13 protein-coding genes and 1 pseudogene are annotated in these 16,365 nt (G+C 70.7%); 12 read left to right on the plus strand and 2 right to left on the minus strand.

What is annotated here, in order from left to right:
- Positions 1-100: 100 nt before the first annotated feature.
- From FF041_RS06925 to FF041_RS06950, 5 genes are all read left to right on the plus strand, one after another.
- Positions 101-1,024: an LLM class F420-dependent oxidoreductase gene (locus FF041_RS06925; protein WP_153487399.1), complete on the plus strand. Its 924-nt coding sequence runs from the start codon at positions 101-103 to the stop codon at positions 1,022-1,024.
- A gap of 5 nt (positions 1,025-1,029) precedes the next feature.
- Positions 1,030-3,468, plus strand: coding sequence for a 3' terminal RNA ribose 2'-O-methyltransferase Hen1 (locus tag FF041_RS06935; protein ID WP_434094577.1), 2,439 nt, complete (start codon positions 1,030-1,032; stop codon positions 3,466-3,468).
- 223 nt (positions 3,469-3,691) lie between these two features.
- Complete coding sequence (locus FF041_RS06940; protein ID WP_153521484.1) at positions 3,692-4,048, plus strand: hypothetical protein; 357 nt, start codon at positions 3,692-3,694, stop codon at positions 4,046-4,048.
- 110 nt (positions 4,049-4,158) lie between these two features.
- The gene (locus FF041_RS06945) at positions 4,159-5,163 is read left to right on the plus strand and encodes a terpene synthase family protein (protein ID WP_323391388.1); all 1,005 of its coding nucleotides are present in this window, start codon (positions 4,159-4,161) and stop codon (positions 5,161-5,163) included.
- Positions 5,164-5,417: 254 nt separating this feature from the next.
- Entirely contained in the window at positions 5,418-7,430 is a 2,013-nt protein-coding gene (locus FF041_RS06950; protein WP_153521485.1) for a Kelch repeat-containing protein, read from the plus strand.
- Here FF041_RS06950 and FF041_RS06955 read toward each other — a convergent pair.
- Positions 7,412-7,831 carry a hypothetical protein gene (locus FF041_RS06955; RefSeq protein ID WP_153521486.1) on the minus strand — a complete coding sequence of 140 codons (420 nt, stop codon included), beginning with the start codon at positions 7,829-7,831 and terminating at the stop codon, positions 7,412-7,414. The genes FF041_RS06950 and FF041_RS06955 overlap by 19 nt on opposite strands.
- Positions 7,828-8,280: a hypothetical protein gene (locus FF041_RS06960; protein ID WP_228388059.1), complete on the minus strand. Its 453-nt coding sequence runs from the start codon at positions 8,278-8,280 to the stop codon at positions 7,828-7,830. The genes FF041_RS06955 and FF041_RS06960 overlap by 4 nt, the downstream gene beginning before the upstream one ends.
- A gap of 13 nt (positions 8,281-8,293) precedes the next feature.
- On the opposite strand from FF041_RS06960, the gene FF041_RS06965 reads away from it, so the two are divergent.
- The 7 genes and pseudogenes from FF041_RS06965 to FF041_RS06995 all read left to right on the plus strand — a co-directional run bounded on the left by FF041_RS06965 (position 8,294) and on the right by FF041_RS06995 (position 16,326).
- Positions 8,294-8,947, plus strand: a complete 654-nt coding sequence (locus tag FF041_RS06965) for a hypothetical protein (RefSeq protein ID WP_153521487.1) — start codon at positions 8,294-8,296, stop codon at positions 8,945-8,947.
- 14 nt (positions 8,948-8,961) lie between these two features.
- Positions 8,962-9,429 carry a hypothetical protein gene (locus tag FF041_RS06970; RefSeq protein WP_153521488.1) on the plus strand — a complete coding sequence of 156 codons (468 nt, stop codon included), beginning with the start codon at positions 8,962-8,964 and terminating at the stop codon, positions 9,427-9,429.
- Between the two features lie 61 nt (positions 9,430-9,490).
- Positions 9,491-10,252 (plus strand): annotated as a pseudogene (locus tag FF041_RS06975) (polynucleotide kinase-phosphatase); the annotation flags it as partial.
- 201 nt (positions 10,253-10,453) lie between these two features.
- Positions 10,454-11,686, plus strand: a complete 1,233-nt coding sequence (locus FF041_RS06980) for an arginine deiminase (protein ID WP_153521489.1) — start codon at positions 10,454-10,456, stop codon at positions 11,684-11,686.
- A 214-nt stretch (positions 11,687-11,900) separates the two neighbouring features.
- A complete protein-coding gene (argF, locus tag FF041_RS06985) occupies positions 11,901-12,920 on the plus strand; it encodes an ornithine carbamoyltransferase (protein ID WP_153521490.1) in 1,020 nt (339 codons plus the stop codon).
- Positions 12,921-13,183: 263 nt separating this feature from the next.
- Positions 13,184-14,011 carry an enoyl-CoA hydratase family protein gene (locus FF041_RS06990; RefSeq protein ID WP_153521491.1) on the plus strand — a complete coding sequence of 276 codons (828 nt, stop codon included), beginning with the start codon at positions 13,184-13,186 and terminating at the stop codon, positions 14,009-14,011.
- Complete coding sequence (locus FF041_RS06995) at positions 14,008-16,326, plus strand: bifunctional salicylyl-CoA 5-hydroxylase/oxidoreductase (RefSeq protein ID WP_153521492.1); 2,319 nt, start codon at positions 14,008-14,010, stop codon at positions 16,324-16,326. The genes FF041_RS06990 and FF041_RS06995 overlap by 4 nt, the downstream gene beginning before the upstream one ends.
- Positions 16,327-16,365: the final 39 nt, after the last annotated feature.

Consider the following 16,365-nt stretch of genomic DNA (forward strand, 5'->3'; position numbering starts at 1 on the left):
TCCCGGCGGATCCGCGGGATGCCGCATACCATGGGCCGTGACGGCGTGGAGCCGGTGGACGGCCGAGGCCGCCACGGCACGACGATGCAGGATGGACCCCATGTACCTGCGAATTTTCACCGAACCTCAGCAGGGTGCCAGCTACGACACCCTGCTCTCCGTCGCCAAGGCCACCGAGGACCTCGGCTTCGACGCCTTCTTCCGCTCCGACCACTATCTGGCCATGGGCTCCGCCGACGGTCTGCCCGGCCCGACCGACGCCTGGATCACCTTGGCGGGCCTCGCCCGGGAGACCCGGCGCATCCGTCTGGGCACCCTGATGACCGCCGGCACCTTCCGGCTGCCGGGCGTGCTCGCCATCCAGGTGGCGCAGGTCGACCAGATGTCGGGCGGCCGGATCGAGCTGGGCCTGGGAGCGGGCTGGTACGAGGAGGAGCACACGGCGTACGGCATCCCCTTCCCCAAGGCCAAGTTCGCCCGGCTGGAGGAACAGCTCGCGATCGTCACCGGGCTGTGGGAGACGAAGGTCGGCGACACCTTCTCGTACGACGGAGCGCACTACCAGCTCACCGACTCCCCGGCGCTGCCCAAGCCGGTGAACGGCAGGGTGCCGGTGCTGATCGGCGGGCACGGGGCCGTCCGCACCCCGATGCTGGCCGCGCGGTACGCCGACGAGTTCAACATGCCCTTCGCCTCCGTCGAGGACAGCGACCGGCAGTTCGGCCGGGTGCGGGCCGCCGCCGAGGCGGCCGGGCGCGCGCCCGACGCCCTGATCTGCTCCAACGCCCTGGTCGTCTGCGTCGGCAAGGACGACGCCGAGGTCGCGCGCCGGGCCGCCGCCATCGGCCGTGAGGTCGACGAGCTGAAGGTCAACGGCCTCGCGGGCTCGCCCGCCGAGGTGGTCGACAAGATCGGCCGCTATGCCGGGATCGGCGCCTCCAGGATCTATCTCCAGATCCTGGACCTCGACGATCTCGACCATCTGGAGCTGATCTCCAGTCAGGTCCAGTCCCAGCTGGGCTGAGCGCGGTGCGGCCGGTCCGTACGCTCGCCGCCGCACTCGGCGAGGGCGCCCTGGTCCTGGACGGCGGACTCTCCAACCAGCTGACGGCCCAGGGGTGCGATCTCTCCGGCGAGCTCTGGTCGGCGCGTCTGCTCGCGGACGACCCCGGGCAGATCCTGGCGGCGCACACGGCCTATGTGCGGGCGGGCGCGAGGGTGCTGATCACCGCCGGGTATCAGGCCACCTTCGAAGGGTTCGCGCGCAGGGGAATCGGCCCACGGCGGGCCGCGGAGCTGCTCGCCCGCAGTGTCGAGCTGGCGCGGGCGGCGGCCGGGACGAGCCCGGCGGAGATCTGGGTGGCGGCTTCGGTCGGACCGTATGGCGCGATGCTCGCGGACGGCAGCGAGTACCGGGGGCGCTATGGCCTCTCGACGGCGGAGCTGGAGCGGTTCCACCGACCCAGGATCGAGGCCCTGGCGGCGGCGGGACCCGATGTGCTCGCGCTGGAGACGGTTCCGGACGTGGACGAGGCCGAGGCGCTGCTGAGGGCGGCCGAGGGGTGCGGGGTCCCGGTGTGGCTCTCGTACAGCGTCGCCGGCGGGCGCACCCGGGCCGGGCAGCCTCTGACGGCGGCCTTCGAACTGGTCGCAGGCCATGAGCAGGTGATCGCCGTGGGCGTCAACTGCTGTACGCCGCAGGACGCGGAGCGCGCGGTGGGGCTCGCGGCGGCCGTGGCCGGGAAGCCGGTGGTCGTCTATCCGAACAGCGGTGAGCGCTGGGATCCGGCAGCGGGGGCCTGGCGGGGGCCCGGCGGCCTTCGACCCCGGCCGGGCGGAGCGCTGGCGGCGGGCCGGCGCCCGGCTGATCGGCGGCTGCTGCCGGGTGGGCCCCGGGGCGATCGCCGAACTGGCCGCCTCGATCGGTTCGCAGAGCCCGCGTGGGGAGGCGTACGGCGGGCGGCCCGGGGAGGCGTACGGCGGGTCGTCCGGGGAGGCGTACGGCGGGTCCCCCGGCGGCTGAGGCCCGGCCGTCCGACGGCTGAGGACCGGGAATACCGCTGGGCGCGGGCGGACAACCCGGCCATACTCGGACGGATGTTCCTCACTGTCAGTACGACCGGCACCTCTCGGCATCCCGCCACGGACCTCGGTTTTCTGCTGCACAAGCATCCCGACCGGACGCAGCGGTTCTCGACGGCGCACGGCACGGCCCATGTGTTCTACCCCGAGGCGTCCGCCGAGCGCTGCACGGCCGCGCTGCTGCTGGAGGTGGACCCGGTGGCGCTGGTGCGGCGGGGCAAGGGCCGCGGCGGCGTGCCTGACGCGGCGCTGGCGCAGTATGTCAACGACCGCCCCTATGCCGCGTCCTCGCTGCTGGCCGTCGCGCTGAGCACCGTGTTCAAGAGCGCTCTGCGCGGGGTGTGCCAGGCGCTGCCCGAGCGGGCGGCGGCTCCTCTGCCGCTCCGTGTCGAGGTGCCGGCGCTGCCCGCGCGCGGCGGCGCCGAGCTGGTGCGGAAGCTGTTCGGGCCGCTGGGCTGGGACTCGGTCGAGGTCCGGCCGGTGGAGCTCGACGAGGCGTTCCCCGAGTGGGGCGCGTCGCGCTATGTCCAGCTGACGCTGGAGGGGGAGCTGCGGCTCGCCGACGCCCTGCGGCAGCTGTATGTGCTGCTGCCGGTGCTCGACGACGCCAAACACTACTGGGTCGCGCCCGACGAGGTCGACAAACTGCTGCGGGCGGGGGAGGGCTGGCTCGCCGAGCACCCCGAGCGGAAGCTGATCACCAGCCGCTATCTCGCCCGCCGCTGGGGACTGACCCGGCAGGCCATGGAGCGCCTGGAACTGGTCCGGCTCGCCGAAGCCGACGGTCTCGACATCGCCGATGTGGACAAAGCCGTCGACGAGACGACCGACACCGAGGAGCAGCCGGCGCCCCTCGCCGTCCAGCGGCGGGAGGCGATCACGGCGGCGCTGCGCGCGGCCGGGGCGAGCCGGGTCCTCGATCTGGGCTGCGGGCAGGGCCAGTTGGTGCAGACGCTGCTCGCGGACGCCCGTTTCACCGAGGTCGTCGGTGTGGACGTGTCCGTACGGGCGCTGACGATCGCCGGGCGCAGGCTGCGGCTGGAGCGGCTGGGCGAGCGCCAGGCCGCGCGGGTTGCCCTGCTCCAGGGCTCGCTCACCTACACCGACAAGCGTCTCGCCGGGTATGACGCGGCCGTGCTGAGCGAGGTGATCGAGCATCTCGATCTGCCCCGGCTGCCCGCGCTGGAGTACGCGGTGTTCGGGGCGGCCAGACCGGCCCCGGTGACCGATCTGTCCCTCGTCGTCCTCATCGGAGCCACCGGCTCCGGTAAAACGACCTCCGCCCGCCGGCACTTCAAGCCCACCGAAGTCGTCTCCTCCGACTTCTGCCGGGGCCTGGTCGCCGACGACTTCTCTGTCAAGTTCTGCGTGTTGAGCGAAGCTTGAGCGGCTGGCTCATCGAGGTAGACCTCCGCTGTCCGGATGAAGGCGAGTGCGGGGAAAGGTAGCGCGGACCGTCGGGGCATGGGGGAATACTGCCGTGCATGGGATAGTTCACGCCACAGTGTCGGGTACCGGTCGTTTTGCTGACATTGCTAAACCGGTCCGGCTCTGCGCTGCGACGCTCTGACCAGGTCGGCAACGCGCTGACCAGGGAGGGGATAGAGGCGTGTCTGACACCACACCCAACTCAAAGGGGCCGGCTCAGGTCCAGCACACGCCCGAAGCAACCGGTCCCGCGTTGATCCCAGTTGATCAGGTCAACCCCGAGGACATTGGCACTCTGTCCATCGAGTACCGAGACGGCCACCCCGTCACCGACGTAAGCGGCGGGACGTACGTCCCTGCGGTGCTGACGGTGGCGCACGAGGCCGCAAACGCTGTGGGTGCTTACTCGGTTGCCCCACAGCAGGCGCGGAGCCTTGACACCACCAGCAGCTCCCTCGAAGACCTCGTCGATGTGAATGTCGAGTTCTCGGTCTACGACTTGGCAGCTACCCTCGACTGGCAGTCTCGCGCTATGTGAGAGCGCACGGCAGAGCGGGTGAACGTTCCCGTCCGTGCCTGCCCTCCACCCACATCAGAAGCCGGTCTGGACTCCACCAGGCTGTGACCAGCTCGTTTCCCGGAGAACACGTGCCGCAGGACATCGAGTTCCATCTGCCCTTCCCGAGCTCGGTCAGCCCGGATCTGGAGGGCGCGCGGCAGCGCAATCGGGGATGGGTGCGGCGGATGGGTCTGGTCGGGGAGGGCAGGTCGCTGGAGTGGTACGCATCGTGGGACATGCCGCTCCTGGCCGCGCGTGGCTTCCCCTACGCGACCGGGCCGGCCTTGGACCTGTGCGCGGACGCGATGGCTTTCTTCTTTGTCTTCGACGACCAGTTCGACGGCCCCCTCGGGCGGGACCCCGCTCGCGCCGCGGCCGCGTGCCAGCCGTTGATCGACATCGTGCACGGGGCGGCAGCGCCGGGAGCAGATGCGTGCTCGGTGGCGTTCGCCGACCTGTGGGCGCGCTGTATCGACGGCGCGCACCCGGGCTGGGTGGCCCGTACCGCGCACGAGTGGGAGTACTACTTCGCCACGCAGGCCCACGAGGCCATCGGCCGGCTCCGCAAGGCACCCGCCGACATGGACACCTATCTGCAGGTCAGGCGGGGCATAGCCGGTACCGGCCTGCCGTTGTCCCTGGGCGAGCGGGCGGCTGAGGTCACCATCCCCGCCGGCGCCCTTCACAGCCCGCAGCTGCGGATCATGCGCCAGGTCGCCATCGACGTCACCTTCATGTGCAACGACGTCTACTCGCTGGAGAAAGAGGAAGCCCGCGGCGACATGGACAACCTCGTCCTGGTCATCGAACACGCCCGGCCCTGCACCCGCGACGAAGCCATCACAGGCGCCTGCCGAGAAGTCGACCAACGTGTCGAGCGGTTCCAGGAACAGGCTCGCCAGGTCCCGGCCATGTGCCAGCAGCTTGGCCTCACCGGCCCGCAGCGCACCGCTGTGACCGGGTATGTCGAAATCATGGAGGTCTGGATGAGTGGCTACCACGCCTGGCAGACCCAGACCCGCCGCTACACGAGCGCACTCCAGATCATCCCCCACACCAGGCCCGGCTACTTCGACGAGGTCTTGGGAGCATAGATCCCCATCAGGGCTTACCCGGAAGGCTCTGAGTATGGGCATGGCCCCGACGGCAGCTTCGCGGCGGTCGGCCGCGGTCCGTGGGCGGGATTCCGATCCACGCTGTCCGTGGAGTGGAGGCTGTCCGCAGAGGGTTGCGTCGGACTCTGGACGCGAAGACACTGGCTGTAAACGATCTGTCGCCCACGGTGATCTGCATGGAAGAGTCGGCGTGCGTTGGCTGTGCGTGACTTCCTTCTCTCGATGGGATCTCCATGTCGCCTGAGCTGTCGGTTTCCCGGGATGCTCGTCTGAAGCGGCTGCGTCAGCGGCTGCACGACGAGACCCCGCCCGCCGCGTTCGAGGGGCAGGTGCAGGCGTCGAGGGGTGCCCATCTGCTGTATGGGGTGATGCTGCACGCCGCCGCCCGGATGGAGGCCGGCCTGGAGCTGACGCGTCTGGAGTCGCAATTGGTGGGTCCGGTGGTGCGGCTGCTCTCGCGGGAGGAGGTCTGCGACTTCGGCCGGGTCTACCAGGAGGAGGCCGCTTTTCGGGGCCGGCTCTTCCCGGACAGTCTCGCCACCCGCCCCGTCGCCGACGGCTATTCGCACGAGGATCTGCTCGCGGACCTGCCCGCCCTGCACGAGGAGATCGCGGCGCAGGCGAACGTGAGCGTGGTGGACCTCGACGCCCCCGACAGCGCGGGCGCGGGCGGTGCGGACGGTGCGCCCCTGTCCTTCGACTCGCCGTCCTTCCGCGAGGGCATGGCCGCCTACGGGTACGGGGTGAGCGTGGTGACCGCCTCCGCACACCAGGAGGCCGCGCAGGAACGGCCGCCGCTGCAGGTCGATATGACCCTGCCCCGGTTCTTCTGCGACTTTGAATCCCACGAGGTCAGCGGATCGAACGAGATCTACTGGGCGCTCGCGGCCGGTGCGGACGAAGGCGTCAAGCAGGAAAGCATCACGCGTACCTACGGGGACGTGGACAACAACGAGACGCACAACATGGACGCGAACACCGTCCTGTTCCGCGGGACCGTGGGCAAGGTGCTGATCGTCCACATCGAACTCTGGGAGGAGGACCAGGGCGTCGACCCCGAGCTGGCGCGCACCATCAAGGAGATCGCGACCGCGTTGCAGGACACCGCCGACATCCTCAGCGCCCTGCCGGGAGGCACTCAGTGGCAGTTGGTGACCGACTTCGTCGCGATGCTGGGCGGCATCGGCCAGCTCGTCGGTGAGATCATCGGCTGGCTCGAGGACGATCTGCTCACCCACCGCACGATCGCCTTCGACCGCGGCGCCATGGATGCTCTGGCCGACCCGATCTACCAGCAGCCCGACGTCACCTGGCGGTTCCCGGGACCCACCGCCTACGAGGGAAGCTTCACGCTCGACATCCGCAGCCGCTACACCCAGCCCAGCAGCAACGACATCGCCCTCCTCGCCCACGCCACCGGCGGCTGGAGCGGCCGTTCCCTGCCCTGGCCGCGCGCGAAGACCCCCGGCGCCCCCGCCCTGGCGCTGCACAACGGCAACCTGTACTGCGCGGTCCGCGGCGGGGACAACAAGGTCTACGTCAGCCGGCGCGAGACCAGCGGTACCTGGAGCGCCTTCGGCGCCGTCCCGGGCCTCGCCACCAATACACCCCCGGCGCTGGCCTCCTATAACGGCCAGCTCTACCTGGCCGTGAAGCAGCAGAGCAGCGACAACAACAACGGGCGGGCCTGGGTGGCCTCCTCCGACCGCGGGGATGCTTGGTCGCCCGGCATCACCCACGACTACATCCGCACCGCACCGGCGCTGGCCGTGCACCAGGGCCGGCTGTGGCTGGCCGCCTTCGGCGGCACCGACGGCGTCAGTCTCCTGGTCGGCAGCAGGGGCACCGGCGGCAGCTGGGAGTGGCTCAAGGAACACACGGCCCACAAGTCCCAGTACGCCCCGGCCATGACCATGTTCCAGAACAGGCTCCACCTGGCCTACCGCGACAGCGACAGCCAGGTGTGCTTCACCGTCCGCGACGACGCGTTCAACGCCTCCCCGCGCTGGGCCGCCGCGGGCCGCCTGTCCGGGACCACCCCCAACGGGCCCGCGCTCGCGGTGGTCGGAACCCAGCTGCACTGCGCGGTCCGCGGCGGCGACGACAACATCTGGCACTGCACCAACGCCGGCACCGGCTGGACCCCCTTCACTGTGGTCCCCACTGCCGGGAAAACCCTGAGCAGCCCCGCCCTGGCCCCCTCCACCGCCACCGACCTCCACCTCGTCTACCGCGCCCTGCACTGACCCGGCTGCGGTAGGACCCGGACCACCCCAGTGCCCGCCGACAGGCGCCGGTGCAGTTGGCTGTTCTCGGCCGTGGTTTGGTGCAGGGCGCCGACCAGCGCCTCGACGTCGGCTTTGAGCCGGGCGATCTCTTCGGCGTCCGCGGCTCGCAGTTCCTTGAGCCTTCGGACCTGCCGGCGCAGCCGGCGTTCGCTGTCCGGCGTCTCTCCGCGGGTGCGAACCTGGTCGTAGAAGTCGTTCTTCAGGTCGGGGTGGCGCTGAGTGAGGGCGTTGCGGGGGACCTGGGCCTCGGCCGCGAGGGCGACGATCGTCAGCGCTCCGTTGGAGTGCTCAGGCGTACCACTCAGGATGCGGTTCATCGCGGCGCGGATCCGGTCGCGCTCGTCGGGGGCGGGGCTCATACGGGCGGCTCCTGATGGTGGATGCGATCGTGCTCGTGGCTGCGGGCCAGCTCGCGCAACTGCTCGGCACGCCGAGCCAGCCGATCGGCGAGCGGTCTCGGTAGCGCTTCGGAGGCGGACTGTTCCTCCAGGGCCTTGGCGTGGGCGAGGAGCCCGGCTGCGTGGTGGTCGGTGCGCGCGATGTTCGCACACGACGGCCGGCAGCGGTCCAGCCGTGGGGCGTTGGTGGCGTCCTGCCGGTGGCAGAGTGCCCGGTCCCGGTTGTAGACGCACATCAACAGGGAGCGGGGGTTGTCGTAGACGGTCAGGGAAGGGTTGCCCAGGATGTCGCGGGCTTGGCGCTGGGTGCGGATCGACCCGGCGAACGTGGGCGACTGCGCGGCCGCGTGGATCGCGCGTCGGGCGGCGGGCCCGGAGATACCGGCTCCGTTCGATGAAAAGGTCTTCAACGACGTTGCCGGAATGTACATCCGGGACATCGCCAAGGCCAAGTACCTAGGCCACCTCACCGCCCTGTTCGAGCACGACCGGGACGCCTACGACGACACCACGTATGCCCGGATGCAGCTCTTTCAGCGGGCTGCGTGGCACCGAGCCGACGAACAAGCCAAGATCCTGGCCGCACCCGGTAACACCGACCTCGGCGAGCCGGATGACTGGGACGAGTCCGAGGTCATCGAACGCGACTTCACCGGCTCCGGCCTGTTCATTCAGCCGGGGTGGCTGTCGCTCGTGATCGGTGACTACGAGTCGGCTAAGACTATGGTGTTCCTGTGGGCGGCTGCCGACCGACTCCGCCGAGGTGAGACGGTCATCTTCATTGACGAGGAGTCGCCGACGGATCAGACGTTCGACAAGTTGTCGGCCTTCCAGCTCACGCCGGAACAGCGTGCCGGATTCAAACGGTACGGCCACCGTGGATGGAACCTCGCCGCACACCCGGAGATGCTCGACAAGCTCATTGAGCCACACCCGGAGGCTACCCACGTCGGTGCCGACTCGGTTTCCCGGTTAATGAGCAACTCAGGCTTGGAAGACGACAACGCGGGTGCGATGCGGTCGTGGACCAACATCGAGCAATTCCTGTCGCGGAATCCGAACGTCGGCTTTACCTGATCGACCACCAGGGCATGAACGGCGGGAGCCACGCCCGGGGCGCGTCCGTCAAGGCTCAACAGAGCAGCATTGCCATCCGGCTGACGACGAAGAAGAAGTTCACCAAATCTGAGGACGGACAGCTCACGGCGTCAGTGCTCAAGCACCGAAACGGCCTGAGCACCGGGCACACGTTCCAGGTGGACGTCACGACCACCGCTCCCGGTCCGCTCGAAATGCACTGGACCGACAAGGGCGCGTCGAAGACCGAGCTCAAGTCAGACGTTCCCGGGGGCGACTGGGGACTGCTTGAGTTCAAGCTCATGACCCACATCAAAGCTGCCCAGGGCGCGTGGGTCGGGAAGCCGGAACTCGACCGGACCTCGGGCAAGGACCGATCGACGGTCACGCGGTCTGTGGCAAAGCTCATCGATTCCGGACGGGTCGAGGAAGACCCCGACTGGAAGGCCGGACAGCCCAAGCGGTACCGGCAGACGACTTGAGCCCGGGGGGTGTGCACGCACACCCTCGTGCACACCCCCCCGCACACCACAGCGTCCCGGCCAGCTGATGCCCTGGTCGCTGAAGGCGTCCGGGCTGCTGCGCTCGCAGTACGCGTCGGTCGGCGCCGCCGCGCGGGCCGTCCTCCCGGAGGCCGCGGCGGCGCTCGAAGCGGCGGCGGCGCGCGGTGTCGCGACCGGCGGGCTGCTCACGGCACACCGTGAGCGGGCGGTCGCCGCCACGGCCTTCACCGAGGCGTACCGGCGTTACTGCTGGCCGACCGAGGGGCTGGCCGGGGTGCGGCTCGCGCCGTTTCGGATACTCGCCGCGACGGGACGGTCGCTGGCGGCGGCGGTGCCTCATGACGAACAGCTGGCCTGGCTGGACCGGCTGGTGGAGCACGATCCCACCGGGCTGCTGTGGACCACCCGGCGGCTGGCGGTCGACACCGGCGACGAGAGCTCGGTCGCGGCCGGGGTCGACTGGTGGCTGGAGATGACCGGCCGGGGCGGCGAGGGCATGGTCGTCAAACCGGTCCAGGCACTGGCCCGCGATCCGAAGGGGCGGCTGGTCCAGCCGGGCGTCAAGGTCCGCGGCCGGGAGTATCTGCGGATCGTCTACGGCCCGGAGTACACCCGTCCGGAGAATCTGGAGCGGCTGCGCAACCGGGCCCTCGGCCATAAGCGGTCGCTGGCGCTGCGGGAGTACGCGCTCGGTCTGGAAGCGCTGGACCGGCTGGCGGACGGGGAGCCCCTGTGGCGGGTCCACGAGGCGGTCTTCGCGGTGCTGGCCCTGGAGTCGGAACCGGTCGACCCACGGCTCTGACCGGTGTGGCGCAGGGGGTGTCAGGGGCTGTCAGGGCGTACGGGAGCCGGCCGAGGCTCCCGTACACCCTGACCGCGCGGGGCACCCGGACCCGGTCCGGGCACCCCGCGCGGTGTACGGAGCGGTCCGGCGCGGGATACGAGAGAAGAGGCTCTCGCCGTTCGCCGAGTGAACCGCGCACCGCGCGGTGAGGATGGGGACATGGGATTCCACGTCGACTCCGAGACCGGCCGGCTGCGCCGGGTCATACTGCACCGGCCCGATCTGGAGCTGAAGCGGCTCACCCCGAGCAATAAGGACACCCTGCTCTTCGACGATGTGCTCTGGGTCCGGCGGGCCCGTCAGGAGCACGACGGGTTCGCGGACGTGCTGCGCGACCGGGGGGTGGAGGTGCATCTCTTCGGCGATCTGCTGCGTGAGTCGCTGGAGGTCCCGGAGGCCAGAAAGCTCGTCCTGGACCGGGTCTTCGACGAGAAGGAGTACGGCCCGCTCGCCACCGACCACCTCAGAAGCGCCTTCGACGAGCTGCCCACCGCCGAGCTGGTCGGGGCGCTGGTCGGCGGGATGACCAAGCGGGAGTTCCTCGCCGGCCACCCCGAGCCGACGTCCGTCCGCTTCCATGTGATGGACCTGGACGACTTTCTGCTCGATCCGCTGCCCAACCATCTCTTCACCCGGGACACCTCCGCCTGGATCTACGACGGGGTCTCCATCAACGCCATGCGCTGGCCCGCCCGGCAGCGCGAGACCGTCCACTTCGAAGCGATCTACAAGCACCATCCGCTCTTCACCGGCCCGCGAGCGGGCGACTTCCACCACTGGTCCGAGGGGCAGGACGACTATCCGTCCACCATCGAGGGCGGCGATGTGCTGGTGATCGGCAATGGCGCGGTGCTCATCGGGATGAGCGAGCGCACCACCCCGCAGGCGGTGGAGATGCTGGCCCGAGGGTTGTTCGCGGCCGGTTCGGCGCGCACGATCGTGGCGCTGGACATGCCGAAGCGCCGGGCGTTCATGCATCTGGACACGGTGATGACGATGGTCGGCGGGGATGTCTTCACCCAGTACGCGGGGCTGGGCATGCTCCGCTCGTACACCATCGAGCCCGCCGAGGGCGCCCAGGGGCTCAAGGTGAGCGATCACCCGCCCGAGCAGATGCACAGCGCGATCGCCGCCGCGCTGGGGCTCCAGGAGATCCGGGTGCTGACCGCGACCCAGGATGTGCACTCGGCGGAGCGTGAGCAGTGGGACGACGGCTGCAATGTGCTGGCGGTCGAGCCGGGCGTTGTGGTGGCGTATGAGCGTAATGTCACTACCAATACGCATCTGCGGAAACAGGGCATCGAGGTGATCGAGATTCCCGGGAGCGAGCTGGGGCGGGGGCGGGGCGGCCCGCGCTGTATGAGCTGCCCGGTGGAGCGCGACGCGGTGTGACGCCTCACGGCTCCGCCGCCGGGCGATGGCGTGCCCGGTGGAGTGCCACGGCTCCGCCGCCGGACGGTGATGCGCCAGGGAAGCGTGGCGCGGCGCGGTGCCACGGCTCCCTGTCGCCGGCCGGTGACATATGCCAAGGGAATTCATGTATACCGATGCGAGCGCTCGTATAGACTTCCATGGTCCCCGCATTCGCGACGCAGGAGCAGTCACCATGGCGATACATCTCGAAGGCCGCCACTTCCTCAAGGAGCTGGACTTCACGCCCGAGGAGTTCCGCGGTCTGATCGATCTCGCCGCCGAGCTGAAGGCCGCCAAGCGCGGGGGTGCCGAGGTGCCGCGGCTGCGGGGGAAGAACATCGCGCTGATCTTCGAGAAGGCGTCCACCCGGACCCGCTGCGCCTTCGAGGTCGCCGCGGCCGACCAGGGGGCCTCGACCACGTACATAGACCCGGCCGGCTCGCACATCGGCCGTAAGGAGTCCGCGAAGGACACCGCCCGGGTGCTCGGCCGGATGTTCGACGCGATCGAGTTCCGGGGCGACGCCCAGGCCACGGTCGAGCAGCTGGCCGAGTTCGCCGGAGTGCCGGTCTACAACGGGCTCACCGACGACTGGCACCCCACACAGATGCTCGCCGATGTGCTCACCATGACCGAGCACACCGACAAGCCCATGAACGAGATCGTCTTCGCCTATCTCGGCGACGCGCGCTTCAACATGGGCAACTCCTATCTGATCACCGGGGCGCTGCTCGGCATGGACGTGCGGATCGCCGCGCCCCGGGCGTACTGGCCCGCCGAGGAGTTCGTCGGCCAGGCGCGGCGGCTCGCCGACTCCACCGGCGCGCGGATCACCCTCACCGAGGAGGTGGCGGACGCCGTTCGGGGAGCGGACTTCGTCGCCACCGACGTCTGGGTGTCGATGGGCGAGCCCCAGGAGGTCTGGGACGAGCGGATCAAGGCGCTGCTGCCGTACGCCGTGACCATGGACGTGCTGCGGGCCACGGGCAACCCCGGGGTGAAGTTCCTGCACTGCCTGCCCGCCTTCCACGACCTCGACACCAGCGTGGCGCGGGGCATCCACGGGCGGTACGGGCTGACCGAGCTGGAGGTCACGGACGAGGTCTTCGAGTCGGAGCACTCGGTGGTCTTCGACGAGGCCGAGAACCGGCTGCACACGATCAAGGCGGTGATGGTCGCGACCCTCGCGCCGGCCCTCACCCCGGCCGGGTGACGGCTCCCGGGCCGCTCCTCACGTCAGCCGGGTGACGGCACCCGCGCCGCCCCTCACGTCAGCTGGGTGACGGCTCCCGGGTCGCCTCTCACGTCAGTCGGGGGACGGCTCCCGCGCCGCGCCTCACCCCGGCCGGGTGACGGCTCCCGCACGCGGAGGTGACCGCCGTATCGCGTACTCGTGACGGCGGTCACATACAAGTGATAACTTCAGGGGACAGGCAGAGGCAGGCGGCAGACCGCCGGCCGAGGGAGGCCCGTCCCATGAGCCCGTTCCCCAGCTCCGCTCCCCGCACCGAGCGATGGCACCATCTGCGGTTCACCGCCCACGACGGCGTCGCCACCGTGACCCTCGCCCGCCCCGAGAAGCTCAACGCGCTCACCTTCGGCGCCTACGCCGATCTCCGTGATCTCCTCGCCGAGCTGGCGCGGGAGCGGTCCGTCCGGGCGCTGGTGCTCGGCGGCGAGGGCCGCGGATTCTGCTCGGGCGGCGACGTCGACGAGATCATCGGCGCCACCCTCGCCATGGACACCGCCCAGCTGCTCGACTTCAACCGGATGACCGGGCAGGTCGTCCGGGCGATCCGCGAATGCCCCTTCCCGGTGATCGCGGCCGTGCACGGCGTCGCGGCCGGTGCGGGCGCGGTGCTCGCGCTGGCCGCGGACTTCCGGATCGCCGACCCGACCGCCCGGTTCGCCTTTCTCTTCACCCGGGTCGGGCTCTCCGGCGGCGACATGGGCGCGGCCTATCTGCTGCCGAGAGTCGTCGGCCTCGGCCACGCCACCCGGCTGCTGATGCTCGGCGAGCCGGTCCGCGCGCCGGAGGCCGAGCGGATCGGCCTGATCAGCGAGCTGACGGACGAGGGCGCCGCCGACGGCCGCGCGGCGGAGCTGGCCCGGGCGCTCGCCGACGGCCCGGCCCTGGCGTACGCCCAGACGAAGGCCCTGCTCACCGCGGAGCTCGATATGCCGCTCGCCGCCTCGGTGGAGCTGGACGCCGCCACCCAGGCGCTGCTGATGACCGGAGCGGACTACGCCGAGTTCCACGCGGCCTTCACGGAGAAGCGCCCGCCGAAGTGGCGGGGCCGATGACACCCGGCCCCCCGCGCCGGGCGCTCAGGGTCGCCGTCATCGGCGGCGGCCCCGGCGGCCTCTACGCCGCCGCCCTCCTCAAACGGCTCGACCCCCGGCGCGAGATCACCGTCTGGGAGCGGAACGCCCCCGACGAGACCTTCGGCTTCGGCGTCGTCCTCTCCGATGAGACCCTCGGCGGCATCGAGCAGGCCGACCCCGTCGTCCACCAGGCCCTCCAGAAGGAGTTCGTCCGCTGGGACGGCATCGACATCGTCCACCGCGGCCGTACCCTCACCTCCGGCGGCCACGGCTTCGCCGCCCTCGGCCGCCGGCGGCTGCTGCGGATACTCCACGCCCGCTGCACCGCCCTCGGCGTACGGCTCCGCTTCCGCACCCCCGCCCCGCCCGCCGCCGAACTCGCCCGCACCCATGATCTGGTGATCGCCGCCGACGGCGTGGGCAGCCTCACCCGGGAGACCCACGCCGACGTCTTCCGCCCCCGGATCACCTTCCACCGCTGCCGCTACATCTGGCTCGCCGCCGACTTCGCCTTCGACGCCTTCCGGTTCGAGACCGCCGAGACCGAGCACGGGGTGATGCAGCTCCACGGCTACCCCTACGCCGCGGACTCCAGCACCGTCATCGTCGAGATGCGGGAGGAGGTCTGGCGGGCCGCCGGTCTCGACACCCCCCGCCCGCCCCGCGCCCACGACCACGACCCGATGGAGTCCGTCCACCGCTGCGCCAGGATCTTCGCCGACGCCCTCGGCGGACGCCCCCTCCATGGCAACGCCTCCGACTGGAACGCGTTCCGCACCGTGGTCAACGGCCGCTGGTCCCACGGCCGTACGGTGCTGCTCGGCGACGCCGCCCACACCGCCCACTTCTCCATAGGCTCCGGCACCAAGCTCGCCGTCGAGGACGCGCTCGCCCTCGCCGCCTGCGTCGAGGAGCAGCCCACCGTCGAGGACGCCCTCGCCGCCTACGAGGCCGAGCGGCGGCCGGTGGTCGAGTCGACACAGCGCGCGGCATCGGCCAGTCTGCGCTGGTTCGAGGAGCTGGCCCGCTTCGTCGACCAGCCGCCCCGGCAGTTCGCCTTCAACCTTCTCACCCGCAGCCGCCGGGTCACCCACGACAATCTGCGGCTGCGCGACTCCGCCTTCACCGACGCCGTCGAACGGGACTTCGGCTGTCCGCCCGCCACACCCCCGATGTTCACCCCCTTCCGGCTGCGCGGTCTGGAGCTGCGGAACCGGGTCGTCGTCTCGGCCATGGACATGTACCGCGCCGAGGACGGCGTCCCCGGGGACTTCCATCTCGTCCATCTGGGCACACGGGCGCTCGGCGGGGCCGCCCTGGTGATGACCGAGATGGTGTGCGTCAGCGCGGAGGGGCGCATCAGCCCCGCCTGCACCGGCCTCTACACCGACGCGCAGGCCGCCGCCTGGCGGCGGATCACCGACTTCGTCCACACCGAGTCGCCCGGCGCGGCCATCGGCGTCCAGATCGGCCACTCCGGCCGGAAGGGCTCCACCCGGGTGATGTGGGAGGGCATGGACGATCCGCTGCCCGAGGGGAACTGGCCGCTGTGGGCCGCCTCACCGCTGCCGTACCGGCCGGGGATCAGCCAGACGCCGCGGGCCCTGGACGCCGCGGGGCTCGACGCCGTCCGCGCGGAGTTCGCCGCGGCGGCCCGCCGCGCCGCCGACAGCGGATTCGACCTCCTCGAACTCCACTGCGCGCACGGCTATCTGCTCTCCGGATTCCTCTCCCCGCTCACCAACCTGCGCACCGACGCCTATGGCGGTCCGCTGGCCAATCGGCTGCGCTTCCCCCTCGAAGTCTTCGACACGGTCCGCGCGATCTGGCCCGCTGAGCGGCCCATGACCGTACGGATCTCCGCGACCGACTGGGCGCCCGGCGGCACCACGCCCGAGGAGGCGATGGACACCGCCCGCGTCTTCGTGGAGCACGGGGCCGACGCGATCGACGTCTCGACCGGGCAGGTCGTCGCCGACGAGCGGCCCGAGTTCGGCCGCTCGTACCAGACGCCGTACGCCGACCGGATCCGCAACACGCTCGGCGTCCCGGTCATCGCGGTCGGCGCGATCTCCTCCTGGGACGACGTCAACTCCCTGCTGCTGGCGGGCCGCGCCGATCTCTGCGCGCTGGCCAGGCCCCATCTGTACGACCCGCACTGGACGCTGCACGCGGCGGCGGACCAGGGGCACAGCGGGCCGGGCGCGCTCTGGCCCGCGCCGTACCGCGCGGGCAGCCGCAAACCTCCGGCGGGGCGTACGGACGCACCCCGGCCGAGGCTCACCCTGCGCTGACGGTACGGGGGCGCTGGGCCGTACCGACGGTCCGAGGCA

It is taken from the genome of Streptomyces jumonjinensis (assembly GCF_009600885.1).
Classification (GTDB): domain Bacteria; phylum Actinomycetota; class Actinomycetes; order Streptomycetales; family Streptomycetaceae; genus Streptomyces; species Streptomyces jumonjinensis.

Excerpts from the sequence above, each read along its gene's own strand:
- FF041_RS06925 (WP_153487399.1), top strand. The coding sequence starts at position 101 with ATGTACCTGCGAATTTTCACCGAACCTCAGCAGGGTGCCAGCTACGAC.
- FF041_RS06950 (WP_153521485.1), top strand. The coding sequence starts at position 5,418 with ATGTCGCCTGAGCTGTCGGTTTCCCGGGATGCTCGTCTGAAGCGGCTG.
- FF041_RS06955 (WP_153521486.1), bottom strand. The coding sequence starts at position 7,831 with ATGAGCCCCGCCCCCGACGAGCGCGACCGGATCCGCGCCGCGATGAAC.
- FF041_RS06965 (WP_153521487.1), top strand. The coding sequence starts at position 8,294 with ATGTACATCCGGGACATCGCCAAGGCCAAGTACCTAGGCCACCTCACC.
- FF041_RS06970 (WP_153521488.1), top strand. The coding sequence starts at position 8,962 with ATGAACGGCGGGAGCCACGCCCGGGGCGCGTCCGTCAAGGCTCAACAG.
- FF041_RS06980 (WP_153521489.1), top strand. The coding sequence starts at position 10,454 with ATGGGATTCCACGTCGACTCCGAGACCGGCCGGCTGCGCCGGGTCATA.
- argF (WP_153521490.1), top strand. The coding sequence starts at position 11,901 with ATGGCGATACATCTCGAAGGCCGCCACTTCCTCAAGGAGCTGGACTTC.
- FF041_RS06990 (WP_153521491.1), top strand. The coding sequence starts at position 13,184 with ATGAGCCCGTTCCCCAGCTCCGCTCCCCGCACCGAGCGATGGCACCAT.
- FF041_RS06995 (WP_153521492.1), top strand. The coding sequence starts at position 14,008 with ATGACACCCGGCCCCCCGCGCCGGGCGCTCAGGGTCGCCGTCATCGGC.